Source organism: Pedobacter polaris (assembly GCF_005116505.1).
GTDB classification, from domain to species: Bacteria; Bacteroidota; Bacteroidia; order Sphingobacteriales; family Sphingobacteriaceae; genus Pedobacter; species Pedobacter polaris.
On sequence record NZ_SWBR01000005.1, the window covers coordinates 219389 to 234694 of the forward strand.

A 15306-nucleotide genomic window follows, 5' to 3' on the forward strand; every position below is an offset into this window, starting at 1 on the left:
TACTTTTCGAATAATATTGTTAATCGTTTTTTTATCGATAATGAAAGTTAGTGTCTGGATTGATAAAAATATTAACTGCTATGAACTTTCAGTTGCCCAATCTTTTGTTTTTAGAGTAACAAGATTAAACTGGCAGTATGGGTTTTTTACAAGTAAATCTAATAATTATCAATTTATTAAAAGCGATATTAGCTTAGTAGAACCTGCTAACCCCTCGAGAAATACAATAATTGCAAAGGATTCAGGTTTGGAGAAACTAGTTTTACCCATAAATGCAGTTAGGGTTAACTCTTCAATTCAACAAATGGTTAGAGATACGCTTTATTTAGAAGCTGGGTCTAGATCCATTGCTTTATACTTATTTAAACAATATCCATCTTATAGAAATATTGATTTTTCTATACAAACGTATAATAGAAAAATAAAAACTGATGGTACTAGATTTGCACTTACAACTAAGCTTGATACATTATTTAACCGTAGAATTAGTTATTAGTAGAGAATACTATGGGACTTGCTCTGGAGTTGCTTTATTAAAGTTAAACTTTAAACTGTTTAAGGGTTAATATCTAGGTTAAATCTTCTTCTCAATTCTTCCAACTGCGGATTTTTATCAACCATGTGAGTGTACTTGTCTTTGTTGGTATAAATTCGCTTTTTAGCGGTACTCTCAGCTCTTTTGGTGGTGATCTGAAGATCAAAATTCTTTAGTGCACTTCTTAAAAAGTTAAGTAATTCTACTTTTTCATTTTGTAAGGTACTTTCTAAAGCAGAATTTTCAACCAATACCGTAATTTCAGTTCCTTCTATAATTGGATCATTATTCATCAAAGTAAACAAATGAATCTTATGTTCATCATTTGCCTTTTGTGTATAAACTTTCCATAGTTCTAAAAGTTTTTCTGGCGTAAACTCTTGCTTCTCGTTTCCTGAAATATATTGAGGGCCTTTATCTTCTTCAGCGGTAGCAATTCTTTCTAAGTCTGTAAGTGAAGGAATTAAAGAAGTAACATTTTGTGTATTTAGTGGCTGAATTTTAATGGAGCCTGTGGTTGCTTTTAAGGGGGTAAGGGGTTTGGTATTAACTGGAGCTTGGGTAGGAAGTGGAATATCTAAATGATCTGGCAAATCATGTAAATCTTCTTTTTCAACAAAATCTTTTAGATCGGTAATGGTCGCACTTTCAACACTCAAGCTTTCCAACCTTCCGCCTTCCAGACTTTCGGTCTTCCGGACTTCTTTGCTTTCAGACTTAATTAAAGTTTTTTTTTTATCCTGATCTAAGTCAGTTGCTGTGGATTGATTTGCAAGTTGGATTACCGAAGGAATATGGCACATTTTAATGAGCGATAGTTCTACTTGCAACCGTTGGTTTTTACTGTTTTTATAAATTAGATCGCACTGATTGGCTAAATTTAAAGCCGTAAGAATAAAACCTAGGTCAGCAGACTTACTTTGTGCAAGGTATTTTTGTTTAATATTCTCGCTTACTTCTAAAAGTTGAATAGTTTGTGCGTCTTTACCAACTAATAAATTTCTAAAATGGCTAGCTAATCCGTTAATGAAATTGTTGCCATCAAAACCATTATTTAAAATCTCATTAAATAATAATAAAGCTTTGCTAACATCGCCACTACTTAAATAGTCAGTTAGTTTAAAATAGTAATCATAATCTAAAATATTTAGGTTGTCGATTACTGATTTATAAGTTAAATTTTTGTTGGTATAACTTACAATTTGGTCGAACATAGAAAGCGCATCACGCAAACCGCCATCCGCTTTTTGAGCAATAATATGTAAACCATCAGCTTCTACAGCGATGTTCTCACGAACTGCAATTTTGTTTAAGTGAGATGCAATATCTTCTACCTGAATTCTGTTGAAATCAAAAATCTGACAACGTGATAAAATGGTTGGCAAAATCTTGTGCTTTTCGGTAGTTGCCAATATAAAGATGGCGTAGCTTGGCGGTTCTTCCAGCGTTTTCAAAAATGCATTAAAAGCATTTGCCGAAAGCATGTGAACCTCATCTATGATATAGATTTTATACTTGCCTGCTTGCGGAGGTATCCTAACCTGTTCAATTAAACTTCTAATGTCATCAACAGAGTTGTTAGAAGCGGCATCTAATTCATGGAAATTAAAAGAATGCCCGGTCTGAAAAGAAACACAACTTTCACAAGTACCACAGGCTTCTTGTTCTGGTGTTAAGTTTGTACAGTTAATTGTTTTGGCAAGGATACGGGCGCAAGTTGTTTTACCTACACCACGTGGTCCACAAAACAAAAATGCCTGGGCCAATTGATTATTCTTGATGGCGTTTTTTAAAGTTCCCGTAATATGCTGTTGTCCAACTACGGTTTCAAACGTAGCAGGGCGATATTTACGAGCCGAAACAATAAAATTTTCCATCGCAACGAAAATAGGAAAATTTTAGTTGTTGTAAGGGTTCAAATTTGGAATGTTGAAAAATTACTACCAGATAAGTAGTTCCAAAATTTGTTGCTTTTATTTAATCATAGATTTCAATTCCTTTCGGTATTGAGAAGCGCTTTTCCCTGTAAACTCTTTAAATAGCTTGTTAAAGTGACTAAAGTTATTGAAACCGCTTTCGTAGCTAATATTTGCGATGCTAATTGGTTTTTCGGCTAACAATTTAGAAGCATGTACAATTCTATATTCGTTTACAAATTTGGTAAAGGTTTTTTTGGTGATCTTTTTAAAATACCTACAAAACGAAGGCACTGTCATGCTTGACATCTCTGCAATGTCTTCTAGGCTAATTTCTTCTAAAAAATGATCCTTAACATAGTTGAAAACCATGTTAATTCTGTCATTGTCTTGAACTTGCATTTCTAAAGAGAAATTTTGAGCATTTAACAAGGTATAATCAGAAGCTTGTTCAAGTTCTCGTAGTACACTTAAAAGCGCTAGTAATTTCTCGAATGACCATAAACTATTCATTTTTTCTAAGGTATGTCCAACAAGTTTCATGGTGTCTTTGCCAAAAGCAATACCATATTTAGCTTTTTCGAATAAGTTGGCAATACCTTTAGTTTCTTTAAGTGATAGAAAGTCGGTGCCTAAAAAATCCGGTTTCATTTGTATTACAACCTCATTTTTGTTACCAGTGGTTTCATCGGTAAAACCACAATGAGGCAAATTAGTGCCTATTAATATCAAATCGCCTTCGGTATAGTATGAAATATGACTCCCAATTTGGCGTTTGCCAGCACCGCCATTTACAAATACCATCTCAATTTCTGGGTGATAGTGCCATAAATGAGCCTTATTGTTGGCGTTAGTTACGTATTTAGAATAAGAGAAAGAACTCCCAAAAGAAGGTTCAACAATTTCGAAACTTGGCCTTATCTTTTTCATATTCTAATGCAAAATTAACTTAAAAATTATGGTCTATTGTTAATTTAACGTAAACAAAATAGTTATTGGGGTAATTTTGCATAGATATTGGAAAATATGCCATAAAATTAGCGTGATAATCAGTAGTATTTTTGTTTAACAATTATTTATTAACTCTTTTAAGCAATCATATTATGAAAAATTTATTAAAAACTAGTCTTTTAGCAGTTATCTTATTAACTTCTACTGTTGCATTCGCAAATTATGATGATTTTTCACTAAAAGTGAAGAATGGAGATGAAAAGTCAATTGTTTTTTTAATAGAAGAGGCTCAGGATGTTAATTTATCCATTCATAGTTTGTACGATGGGGTAATTTATGAACAAAAAATTCATGCAGTAAGACCTTTAACGAAAGTTTATAATTTAGAAGCTTTTCCTGATGGAAATTATACTGTGAAAATTGAGAATGATAAAAAACTAATTGAATACCAAGTTACTATAGAAAATGGCAAAACATTAGTTTCTGATGCCGTAATTACAGAGTTTTTTAAGCCTGTTTTAACTAAAGAAAATAATGTGATTACACTTAATATGGATAATGCGCCAAGTGGACCAATTGAAGTTAAAATCTTAAACGAGTACAATGAAGAACTTTATGCTAAAGTTTTTGCAAGTAAAGCTAAGTTTATGAAAAAATTCAATACTGAGAAGAGTGAAGCAAAAGAACTTACATTTATTGTTAGAGCTAAAGATCAAGAATTTATTGAAACGCTTTCGATAAAATAAGCTACTACACTTAGTTTTAAATGTCTATTTCTTACGAGATAGACATTTTTTTTTGCTTTTTCTTTAGTATGATGCAGCATACCTAATAGTAGGTATTTTTCACAAATACGTGCTACCACTGATGTTTAATTGAAAATTGTTATCGACCTTTGATGTATAATTAATTAAACATGAGTAAGATAAGAGTGTTTTTTAGGCTGATGGGTGGTTTTGCCATATACTTATATAAACTATCTAAATAAGTGTTGCTTTAAATTATCCAAAGAAAGACGATAAGGCCTAAAGAAAAGCCTTGATAAATTTTGTTAGGAGCTAAAAATAAGAACTTGGCAAAGTTCATTCCAAGGACAACCGCCTTTGTTAAATAAACCCGATTTAACGGAAATCCTTTTTGTTAAGCTGAGCTTGTTGAAGCACAAAAAGATTGAAGTGAGAGCGGGACTGAAATTGCCGATTGCCACCGACAAACTTTTACCAATCGTTTAAATTGATGGTCAATAAGTTATGTAATTATCTCCCAGAATTTCCTACTCTTGGACTTTTCGATATCATTCACTAAATTTTTCTCATTAACCTTTTGATTTTAAGAATAATCTCACTACATTTGCAACCCGTTTTAAAGCGGAAATTAAATTTTAAATAACAATTAAATAACAAAGATGAATCAGTACGAAACTGTTATCGTTCTTACCCCGTTGTTATCAGAAGATGTTGCGAAAGAGGCATTAGCTAAATTCAAAAGCATTATTACTGATAGCGGAGCCGAAATTGTCGCAGAAGACAATTGGGGTTTGAGAAAATTAGCGTATCCGATTGCAAAAAAAGCAAGTGGATTTTTCCACCTTACAGAATACAAAGCTGAAGGGGAATTAATTAACAAGTTAGAACTAGCGTTGAAACGTGATGAGCGTGTTTTACGTTTCTTAACTGTAAGATTAGATCGCCATGCGATTGCTTATAGCGAGAAAAAACGTAGTGGTGCTTTTAACAAAAAACCTAAGAAAGAGGAGGCTGGAGCATAATGGCAAAGGATCAAATACAATATGTTACCGCTCCAAAAGTGGACGATAACAGAAAAAAATATTGCCGTTTCAGAAAAAACGGAATTAAATATATTGATTACAAAGACGCAAACTTCTTGTTAAAATTCATCAATGATCAAGGTAAAATTTTACCTCGCCGTTTAACTGGTACTTCATTGAAATTTCAACGTAAAGTTGCACAAGCTGTTAAACGTGCTAGACACGTAGGTTTGTTGCCTTTTGTTACTGACCAATTAAAATAAGCGCAGAGAATGGAAATTATTTTAAAGCAAGATATCAAATCACTAGGTGAGAAAGACGATATCGTTAATGTAAAACCAGGTTACGGTCGTAATTATTTAATTCCTCAGGGATTTGGACAATTGGCTACGCCATCTGCTAAAAAAGTGTTAGCAGAAAACTTAAAGCAAGCTGCTTTTAAACAAGATAAAATTAAGAAAGATGCTGAAGGTATTGCTGAGCGTTTAACTGATGTGAAATTAAGCATTGGTGCTAAAGCTGGTGAAACTGGTAAAATCTTTGGAGCTGTAAATACAATCATGATCGCTGATGCTTTAAAAGCTAAAGGCTTTGAAGTTGATCGTCGTCGTATTACTTTCGAAACTGAACCTAAAATGGTAGGCGAGTATATCGCAAACTTAAACTTACACAAAGAAGTGAAAGTTAAAGTTCCTTTCGAAGTTGTAGCTGAATAATCTTACTTTGTTATCCTGAACTAGTCGAAGGATCTCAAGTATAAAATTTAACCGCTTCCGATTTTCGGGAGCGGTTTTTTTATGTCTTTAATAACCGTCATTTCGAACGAGTTCTTCAGGAGGAGAAATCTCTAAGTTAGTGAGCACATGATCATTGAAAGCATAAGCCAGAAGAAATAGGAAAGAGATATCTCGTCGCTCCGCTCTGTCGATATGACGCAAACCACATCGTCACTTCGATACGGAACACGGTGTAGTGAGAAGTCTCTTGTCTTTCATTTCAGTAAGCCAGCAGTTTTTAGGAAGGAAGATACCTCAGCCGTTCCTTCTTCGATATGACGGTTGATTTTACTTCTCTACCATAGCTAACCAATCTTTAATTACCTGTTGTAAATCCTTTTGTTTTGTCTTTACATCCGCTAAACCATTTATAGTAATGATTTTCCTTCCATCAGGGTAATCTTTGCCTTTTAGCTTATCTTTAACTTTTGCTCCTGTAGGAAAAACTAACAAAATTTTACCTCGATGTAAGTTACAAACCACAATGTCTCTTTTGTATTCTTTCGGATCAAATGGTTTCATCGCTCCGGTATAGTAAAAACTTGGACTATTCCATTTTACCTGTTCATTAATTTCTGGATCGGTAGCTAAAATGATAGCTCTAATGGTTTGAACAGTTTCTCTTATATCTAAATCTAATTTCGAGATAAGTTCTTCAACTTGTTGGGTATCGCTTAATGTAGATTTTGCCATATTATTTCTTTCTAGCTGTGCTTAGGTCTTTAATTTCTATTTTTCTAAAATCAATAGGCTGCCCTTCACTTTGCAAGGCGATAAAACCACTTTTTAATAATTTGCCATCTATTTTAATTTTAGGATCATAACGATTGGCAACATCTCCACCAATTTGGGGTTTTGAATATTTTAATACTGTATCGCCATTAATGATGTGGGTAATTAGCGAATCGCCTAATACAATTAGTTCTGCTTTTACCCATTGATCGCCATCATAGGTTTTTGAGGTAGAATTGATGCAGTGGTCTGCTGCAATTTTTCCATTGTAGACTACGTTTGTACCTGGTGAACACATGTTGCCTGTTGGTCTGGCTTTACCATCACTTAAGCCTCCTAAAAACTGCATTTCAATAGAAATTGGCCAATCTTGCTCTTTAGGCATTGTTTTAGGGTCTTGAGAATGAAACATCACGCCGCTATTGCGCAAAGTATAACTAGGGGCTCCATTGTGTAATTGACCAATAAAACGATATTCTAACTTTAAATGATAATAGGAGAAAGGAGTTTTATAATAAAGATGTCCAAATTGATCATCAAAATCTCCATATTGATCGTATCTTACTTTAATCAATCCATCTTCAACCCTAAAAGTATTACCGAAATTCTTGTTGTACTCATGACGATGTATTTTTACATTCCAGTCCTTAATATCCTTACCATTAAATAAAGAAACCCATTCAGGTTTTTCATTTTCTTTAGCTAGGTTAGCAGACGCAAAGATGATTAGGGTAATTACAGCAACGCAATAAGCAAGGATTTTCATGATGTGTTATTTTATGTCCAAAATAAGTATAAATTCAATTGAAACAAATGGTTTATCGTTTAGGATCTAATCAAAAGATAAGGAAGACTGGATGACAGTTTAAATTCACTCGAATAAACCCAGAATTTTCATCCTGAGCTTGTAGGTTTTGACTGGCTAGACTGCAAGAAAATTTATCAATCGGTGAGAACCCGCTAATAGATTAAACTTAATATGCCCATGTATCTATGTAATTAAAAACTACTACCTTTGGTCTAATGGCCAAACGAACAAGCAAAACCACTAGTAAACCTTCTTTATTTAAACGCATTGCCATTGTTACTGGCAAAGTTATTTTGTGGTTTGTGCTGTTGAGTGTGATTTGGGTTTTAGCCTATCGGTTCATTAATCCGCCAATTACGCCATTAATGGTGCAAAGAAATTGGGAGCGCAAAGCTGAGGGTAAAGTAGCCAAAGCTGATCGCAAATGGGTTAAGTTTGAAGACATCTCTGATAACATGAAACGTGCTGCGGTATCTGCAGAAGACCAGCTTTTTTTGCAGCACATGGGTTTCGATATTAAAGCAATTGAAAAAGCTTATGCTAATAATGCAAAAGGCAAAAAGATAAAAGGGGGAAGTACCATTTCTCAGCAAACTGCTAAGAATGTATTTCTTTGGCCAGGCAGATCTTATATTAGAAAGGGTTTTGAGGCTTATTTCACCTTGCTGATAGAATTATTATGGAGTAAAGAGCGCATTCTTGAGGTTTATTTGAATGTAATAGAAATGGGTGATGGCATTTATGGTGCTGAAGCCGCATCGCAAGCTTACTATGGTAAATCTTGTGCTAATTTAAGAAGGGGTGAGGCGGCATTAATCGCTGCTTGTTTCCCTAACCCCCGTCGCTGGACACCAAAACACCCAACGGGTTACATTAGGCATAGGCAGTACCTCATCATGAGGAATATGAGAAGATTAGGTCCGCTTGATTTTTAATGTTAGTAGAGGAAGATCAAACGCTTTAATTGTCAGTCTGAGCTTGTCGAAGACACTTGATTTTATATTTACATTCCACATCTTCTAGCTCTAATCATGATCCTTATTCCATCGTACTTTCATTCCACCTTTACCATCATCAACTGCTTTCAGGTGTAAAACAATACCTTTCATTCTGGCTTGTTTCTTTTCTGATTTACTAGTCAATTCTTCATCTTTTTTAGGGTTCCTTAGCGGAATATCCATTGCTATATCTGTTCCAGCGCCCAAACCATAAATGCCTTTCATGTTAAAGTTAAGTACACTTGTATTCACCTGCATTGGGCTAATGGCTATCTTATCTCCATTTAAAGTTAAGGTGCCATCTAAATTATCAATTGCAATATTTGAAAAATCTCTATTGGCAAATGCGAGCTTCTGTACCTTTTGTAACGGCTCGAAATTAACTAAGGCAGCTTTGCTCAAGTTAAAAATGACTTGCCCATACATCGATCTCGAAACAATGCTTCCATTATCAGTTATGCTGCCAGAAGCATTTACTTTAGCAGATAAATAACCTCTTAAATTCTGATTGGTAATTGAATTCTGTCCGAAATTTTCGAAACCATAAAAGAACTCCTTTACATTTACTTTGCTTACCACAGCATTCATCACAAACTTATTAATGGTGCCAGATTGTTTAACATTACCAGTCATACTTAAGTTTCCACCAGCATGACTTACGCTTAGTTTATTAAAATATATGCCGTCGGTTAGCATTGCAATGTTTGCATTCAGATTAGTCGCTACAAAGCGCTTGTAGATGGCCTTATTTACATTAAGTTGAATGTTTACTTTAGAGGCTTCTAAAACTGCACTCAGTTGATCAGAAACTTCTTTGATAGCGTTTTTACTCACAGGTTTCCTTTTCACTTTTTTTCTAGTCCCTAAAAACGGCATAAACTCGTTTAAATATAATTGTGGACTACTTAGTTTCAGATTTACCAAAATCTTTTCTGGATCTGTATAATAGAAATTAAGGAAATTCTGTATCGAACAATTCATGTTTAATACACTTTTGCCTAATTGAAATCTACTTCCTGTTATGTTTAAATCTTTCTGATTAAAGTTTAAGGTTAATGAGCTGTTAACCAGTTTCATATTTCTAGGAATGTAGGTGATATCTGCATTTTTAATATCAACTGTTCCAGAAATAACAGGTTTGGTAAACCTAAAATTATCAATGTCTGCTTTGCAGTATAACCTTAAATTAGCGGTTCCATTTTTAAAGTCAAATGTTTCACCTCCTATCGAACTATTCAATTTTTCTAATGGAAATTGTGAAGTTACAAGTCCAGCGGCCAAAGGTCTTGCTAAATTGGTAATAGAAAATGTATCCACTTTTAAAGGAGCATTGTAATAATCTGCTGTTAAATTATAGAAGCGAATGGCAGAATTTTCATCCCCTATGGATTTGCCAACGCTATCTTTATTGGTAAAAGTGCCTAAGAAATTGCATTTGGTTAATTGCCCTGATGGAATAGTTACCGTATTGTCTTTAACAGTCATCCTAACGTTGATATAAGGATCGGTTTTGATTTTACTACCATCATCTATAATGTGCCCTAGAACCGCAATTGGCTCATCTATTGCAAATTTCAATAGCTTTGATGATATATTGGGGGACAGCAATAAGGCAATATTTTTATAAAGAATTTTATCAGCCCTAATATCTATAGCAAAAGCTGATTCATTTTTAGCCAAATCTATTTTTGCTCCAATAATAAACTCATCATTACCAATTGTAAGCTTTTCCGGATCAATCGTCACTGCTTTTGTTGCGTTATTGTAATGTGCAATTAAAGTGCCTTCTAATTTTTTATCTTTTAAAAAACTACCTTTTCTGGTGTTAAAAGCGAAACTCTTAACCAGCGTTTTAAGTTTCAGATTTCCATTCCAACCAGAATCTGGATAATCTATTTTTCCTTTAAGTTCGTCTATTAAAAAATGGAATAATTTGTATCGTTTTTGATTTTCTACAATCAGGTTCACATTATTAAAGTCTACACGTTTAATCTCAAATGCTTGTTTGTCTTTTGGATCTGCAGGTTTGCCTGTATTTTTAGACTTAAACATACTAGTGTTGCTGTAACCTGTGGTATCTGTATAAATGTAAATACCTGCATTATTGATCCCAATTTTATTAATGTTAATATTGCCCGCCATTAACGAGAACATATTTAAAGAAACGTCAATATCATCAGCATGAAGCAAATCGTGCTTGTGCTGCGACCATAAGCTATCTCTTAATTGTACTTTTTTTAGTGAAACAGATATCCCGGGGAAACCTTTTAGCAGGGTAGTCTCCATACTGGCAACTTCTATTTTACCATTCACATTAGAATTTAGTTGCGTTAAAATGGTATTTAAAATAGCTTTATTGTTATGGTTAATGTAATAAGCCGCTCCTAACCAAATGATAATGATCAGTACAAAAAGAGAAGCAAGTATCTTAAGGGAAATTTTGAGCCAGCGAGACATAGATATGGTTTAATGTTAATAAATATAACAAATTAATATATCTAATGTTTGTTAATGATTGTTAAGGTTTTTGAAAGTACTGCGGTATGTTGATCTTGCCACGTTTTTCGTTTCAAGTTTTTAAATTGTATTCGACAAGCTCAAATTGACATTGAAAAAATGTCCCTTTTAGGGGATTATGCACTCAATTGCTCAGAGAAAATCATTTTATGCCAACTTTCTGCTAAGGGAACTTCCCATTTCTGCTCAAATTCTGCTAACGTTTGTACAAGGTTATTAAAAACAATGGTTTGTGGACCAATCTTTTTGATGGTAATTAAAGTCTCAAAATCTTCTTTAGTATTTACATGTACTTCATCACCTATTTTGTAAGCCATGTTAAATCTATCAAACAAATCTACCCCATAAGTGCTTTCAATCTCTTTAATTAGCCTAACAGATGAATCGATAGAACAACCTGTTGCTGACGCTGCATCCTGATCTACAGTAAGCACAATAAAGAAATTATAAAAGATTTCTCCCTTAGCTTTTAACTGATGGCCATGAGCCTTCCATTGTGCGGTGAAAGCATCCAATTGCTGTTGAATTTCTGCAGTTTCTGTAGCTGTAAACTGACGGTTGCTTTGGTAAATCCAAACTTTAGATTGTGGAGAAAAAATCATATTCAAATTTATCATTTTATTTAATTTACTTCTATTAAAACTCCGCTCTGATGAAAAAGTTTACATTGAACTTAAAAATTGTGTTTTCTTTTACTGCTTGCATCGCTTTTTGTGTTTTTTCTGGTTTCGATTTACCTGAAGAAAATACGGTTATTATCCAAAATATCCTAACCAAATATTATGACAATGATAGCCAGATCAAGGATATTAAACGCTTTGAAATTAATGTTACTAACACAGGTTTTTGTAGGTATCGCAAGGTATTTAACAATGGAAAACAGGAATATTTTGCTTTTAATCTCGCTCGTTTAAAAAGCATGGATTATTATGGAACTACTACAAAAGGGGAGTTGTATTTACGTACCAAAAATGATGATGTGATTGTGCAAACGAGAAATGATAGGGCCGGAGATATAGATTCAATGGGAACTTACATGGTTATTCCGCTTAAAAATATTGAGGTAAGTGAACTGAATGCCTTAGCAGAGAATTTTAAGAAAATGAATGCCACATTGTTGGTGCATAAATAATCAGTCATTGGTCTTTTTTGGTAAAATAAGTAATAAATATTTAAAGCTTAATTAATGTAGAGAGGTATCTTTGCACCAGATGAATGAGAACCTAGCAAAACTTCAAAAAGCAATAGAGCCTTTAAGGAAAGAGATTATTAATCACAAAGTATATGCTGCAATTAAGAAAATAGACGACCTTAAAATTTTTATGAAATACCATATTTTTGCAGTGTGGGATTTTATGTCATTGTTAAAATCATTACAAAATAACTTGACCTGTACGTCTATTCCTTGGTTTCCAAAAGGAGCTGCTGATACAAGATATCTAATTAATGAAATTGTTGCTGGAGAAGAGTCTGATATAGATCGGAATGGTATAAGAAAAAGTCATTTTGAAATGTATTTAGATGCCATGAAACAATGTGGAGCTGACGTTGATCAGATAGCAAAGTTTGTTGATCATTTAAAAGCAAATGGCAATTTAACCTTGGCACTCGATATTGTTACAGTGCAGCCTAAAGCAAAAGAATTTGTTGAGCATACTTTTGAAGTGATAAATAGCAATAAGGATTATATCCAATCTGCCGTTTTTACATTTGGTAGGGAAGATTTAATTCCAAACATGTTTATCTCTATTGTGAATGATATCCATAAAAATTTTCCAGAAAGCATTTCAGATTTTAAATATTATTTGGAGAGACATATTGAAGTTGATGGAGATCACCATAGTCACTTGGCACTTGAGATGACTGCAAAGCTTTGCGGTACAGATGAACAACGCTGGGCTGAAGCCGAAAAAGCAAGCATAGAATCTCTTCAAAAACGCATCAGTTTGTGGGATGGAGTTTTAGAGGAAATTATGGATAGAAAGTTAACAGAAGTATAGAGTTTTATTTTTCAATATCATCAATATCTTAGCTATATTCAAAAGCTGAGGATGAATTTTTTTTATAGCCCATTAGCCCTTGCTGTAATTTCAGCAATATCTAATACTTTAACTTCTTGGTCTTTGTCTTTTAATTTAACACCATCACTTAACATGGTCATGCAAAATGGGCAACCTGCAGCAATTATTGCTGGTTGTGTTTCTAATGCCTCTTCAATTCTTTCAATATTGATGTCTTTAAAACCTTTTTCGGGCTCTTTAAACATTTGGGCACCACCAGCTCCACAGCAAAGGCCATTGCTTTTGCAACGCTTCATCTCTACCAATTGAGCATCTAATACTTCCAATGCTTTACGCGGAGCTTCATAAACGCCATTTCCACGACCTAAATAACAAGGGTCATGGAAGGTGATTTTTTTACCTTTAAAACTTTCACCACCTTCTGCTTTAAGCTTACCTTCGTTAATCAAATCTTGGATCAATTGGGTATGGTGAATTACCTCATACGTACCACCTAAACCTGGGTATTCATTTTTAATGGTGTTGAAGCAATGGGGACAACCAGTAACTATTTTCTTAATGTTATAGCCATTTAATACCTCAATATTAGTCATGGCTTGCATTTGGAATAGAAATTCGTTTCCAGCCCTTTTAGCAGGGTCTCCAGTACAACTTTCTTCTGTTCCCAATACGGCATATTTGATGCCTACATGATGTAAAATCTTGCAGATATCTCTTGTGATTTTTTGTGCACGTTCATCGTAACTTCCTGCACAACCTACCCAGAATAATATTTCAGGCTCTTCGCCCATAGCCATTAATTCGGCCATTGTTGGTACTTTGAATTCCATTTTTAAGTATTTAGTAGTTAGTATCAAGTATTAAGACTTGAACTTCCTTAATCTTTCTCTTTGTTCTTAATCTTTCAGTCTTATGACTTTCTGATCTTTGTTCCTTGTTCCTTGTTCCTTGCTCTTTTATCCTTAATCTAACTCTGCTCAGCCCAATTCAATCTATCTGCAGGAGAATATTTCCAAGGGGCACCATTGTTTTCTACATTACCCAGCATGGCATTGATGCTTCCAGGTGCAACCGATTCTTCCATTACAGCAAATCTTCTTAACTCAACTATAATTGCCAAAGGATCTATATTGATAGGACAGGCCTCTGTACAAGCATTACAGCTGGTACAAGCCCAAATTTCTTCACGACTGATGTAATCGTCTAACAATGCTTTTCCATCTTGGTGCTCAGCTCCATGTTTATCTATGTTCTTGCCCACTTCTTCCATACGGTCGCGGGTGTCCATCATAATTTTGCGGGGCGATAACAATTTGCCCGTAATGTTTGCCGGACAAACTGAAGTACAACGGCCACACTCAGTACAGGTATAAGCGTTCATCAAATTAATCCAACTTAAATCGTTCACGTCTTTAGCCCCAAATTTACCGGGTGCAGTTTCTGAGGGTACAAAAGAAGGATCAAGCATGGCTTTAACCTCATTGGTAACACTAGCCATATTGGTAAATTCGCCTTTTGGCTCTAAATTAGAGAAGTATGTATTTGGGAAGGCAAATATGATGTGGAAATGTTTTGAATAGGGTAGGTAGTTTAAAAAAGCAAAAATACCAATGATATGGAACCACCAACACACTCGCTCTATCACAATTAAACTCGATGCACTAGCAGGTAGTAAGCCTTGCAACCATGAACTTACTGGAAAAGAACCAGCTGTTACGTAATGTGCTTCGCCCAATGCTTGTAATTTGAAATCTGCAGCATTCATTAATAAGAAGGCAGACATCAATAGAATTTCAGTAATTAAAATGTAGTTGGCGTCAGACTTTGGCCAAGCTTTCATTTCTACACCTCCGAAACGTTTCAGTTTTAAAATATTTCTGCGGATAAGGAAAATAGCACAAGCCAACCAAACCCCTAAGGCTAAGAACTCGAAAGAGCCAATTAAGAAATTATATAAACCTCCTAAACCATTAAATACACGGTGTGTGCCAAAAATACCATCAATCATAATCTCTAGCACTTCCAGATTGATGATCACGAAACCCAAGTAAACCACCAAGTGTAATAAAAAGGGAATTGGTCTTGCCGCCATTTTAGTCTGACCGAAAGCCACTTTGAGCATGGTCATAAACCTTTTTGCAGGTTGATCGCTACGACCAGCAGGTCTCCCGATTTTAATATTGCGAATAACTTTGCGCACATTAAAGCTAAATAAGGCTATGCCTGCAATGACTAAGATGATAAAGATAATTTGTGATGCCATAGTTTCTTTGCTCCTTGGTTA

General features: G+C 34.4%; 16 protein-coding genes. 8 read left to right on the forward strand and 8 right to left on the reverse strand.

The features are described from left to right. Positions 1–40: 40 nt before the first annotated feature. Positions 41–496, forward strand: a complete 456-nt coding sequence (locus tag FA048_RS17735; protein WP_136843626.1) for a hypothetical protein — start codon at positions 41–43, stop codon at positions 494–496. A gap of 59 nt (positions 497–555) precedes the next feature. Here the strand turns inward: FA048_RS17735 and FA048_RS17740 are convergent, their stop codons facing one another. Next, positions 556–2412, reverse strand: a complete 1857-nt coding sequence (locus FA048_RS17740) for a DNA polymerase III subunit gamma/tau (protein ID WP_136843628.1) — start codon at positions 2410–2412, stop codon at positions 556–558. Between the two features lie 96 nt (positions 2413–2508). Continuing rightward, a complete protein-coding gene (locus FA048_RS17745; protein WP_136843630.1) occupies positions 2509–3381 on the reverse strand; it encodes an AraC family transcriptional regulator in 873 nt (290 codons plus the stop codon). Positions 3382–3554: 173 nt separating this feature from the next. Here FA048_RS17745 and FA048_RS17750 point away from each other — a divergent pair, with 173 nt between their 5' ends. The 4 genes from FA048_RS17750 to rplI all read left to right on the forward strand — a co-directional run bounded on the left by FA048_RS17750 (position 3555) and on the right by rplI (position 5886). After that, a complete protein-coding gene (locus FA048_RS17750) occupies positions 3555–4148 on the forward strand; it encodes a hypothetical protein (RefSeq protein ID WP_136843632.1) in 594 nt (197 codons plus the stop codon). 659 nt (positions 4149–4807) lie between these two features. Continuing rightward, positions 4808–5170, forward strand: a complete 363-nt coding sequence (gene rpsF, locus FA048_RS17755; RefSeq protein WP_136843634.1) for a 30S ribosomal protein S6 — start codon at positions 4808–4810, stop codon at positions 5168–5170. Next, a complete protein-coding gene (gene rpsR / locus FA048_RS17760; protein ID WP_136843636.1) occupies positions 5170–5433 on the forward strand; it encodes a 30S ribosomal protein S18 in 264 nt (87 codons plus the stop codon). Before rpsF ends, rpsR begins: the two co-directional genes overlap by 1 nt. 9 nt (positions 5434–5442) lie before the next feature. Further along, entirely contained in the window at positions 5443–5886 is a 444-nt protein-coding gene (rplI, locus tag FA048_RS17765; RefSeq protein ID WP_136843638.1) for a 50S ribosomal protein L9, read from the forward strand. 348 nt (positions 5887–6234) lie between these two features. Here the strand turns inward: rplI and FA048_RS17770 are convergent, their stop codons facing one another. Both FA048_RS17770 and FA048_RS17775 read right to left on the reverse strand, forming a co-directional pair. After that, a complete protein-coding gene (locus FA048_RS17770) occupies positions 6235–6639 on the reverse strand; it encodes a DUF1801 domain-containing protein (protein ID WP_136843640.1) in 405 nt (134 codons plus the stop codon). 1 nt (position 6640) lies between these two features. Beyond that, on the reverse strand, positions 6641–7444 hold the full coding sequence (locus FA048_RS17775; protein ID WP_136843642.1) for a 3-keto-disaccharide hydrolase: 804 nt from the start codon (positions 7442–7444) through the stop codon (positions 6641–6643). Positions 7445–7701: 257 nt separating this feature from the next. Between FA048_RS17775 and mtgA the strand changes: the two genes are divergently transcribed. Further along, positions 7702–8421, forward strand: coding sequence for a monofunctional biosynthetic peptidoglycan transglycosylase (mtgA, locus tag FA048_RS17780; protein WP_136843644.1), 720 nt, complete (start codon positions 7702–7704; stop codon positions 8419–8421). Positions 8422–8511: 90 nt separating this feature from the next. On the opposite strand, the gene FA048_RS17785 is transcribed toward mtgA, so the two are convergent. Both FA048_RS17785 and FA048_RS17790 read right to left on the reverse strand, forming a co-directional pair. After that, positions 8512–10941: an AsmA-like C-terminal region-containing protein gene (locus FA048_RS17785; protein ID WP_136843646.1), complete on the reverse strand. Its 2430-nt coding sequence runs from the start codon at positions 10939–10941 to the stop codon at positions 8512–8514. Positions 10942–11117: 176 nt separating this feature from the next. Beyond that, on the reverse strand, positions 11118–11618 hold the full coding sequence (locus FA048_RS17790; protein ID WP_225872575.1) for an ABC transporter ATPase: 501 nt from the start codon (positions 11616–11618) through the stop codon (positions 11118–11120). A 35-nt stretch (positions 11619–11653) separates the two neighbouring features. Between FA048_RS17790 and FA048_RS17795 the strand changes: the two genes are divergently transcribed. Both FA048_RS17795 and FA048_RS17800 read left to right on the forward strand, forming a co-directional pair. Beyond that, entirely contained in the window at positions 11654–12133 is a 480-nt protein-coding gene (locus FA048_RS17795) for a hypothetical protein (RefSeq protein WP_136843648.1), read from the forward strand. A gap of 79 nt (positions 12134–12212) precedes the next feature. After that, positions 12213–13001 carry a DUF3050 domain-containing protein gene (locus tag FA048_RS17800; protein WP_136843650.1) on the forward strand — a complete coding sequence of 263 codons (789 nt, stop codon included), beginning with the start codon at positions 12213–12215 and terminating at the stop codon, positions 12999–13001. A gap of 62 nt (positions 13002–13063) precedes the next feature. Here FA048_RS17800 and FA048_RS17805 read toward each other — a convergent pair whose 3' ends face one another. Together FA048_RS17805 and FA048_RS17810 are read right to left on the reverse strand one after the other, a co-directional pair. Next, positions 13064–13852, reverse strand: coding sequence for a (Fe-S)-binding protein (locus tag FA048_RS17805; RefSeq protein WP_136843652.1), 789 nt, complete (start codon positions 13850–13852; stop codon positions 13064–13066). A gap of 137 nt (positions 13853–13989) precedes the next feature. Further along, entirely contained in the window at positions 13990–15285 is a 1296-nt protein-coding gene (locus FA048_RS17810) for a (Fe-S)-binding protein (protein WP_136843654.1), read from the reverse strand. Positions 15286–15306: the final 21 nt, after the last annotated feature.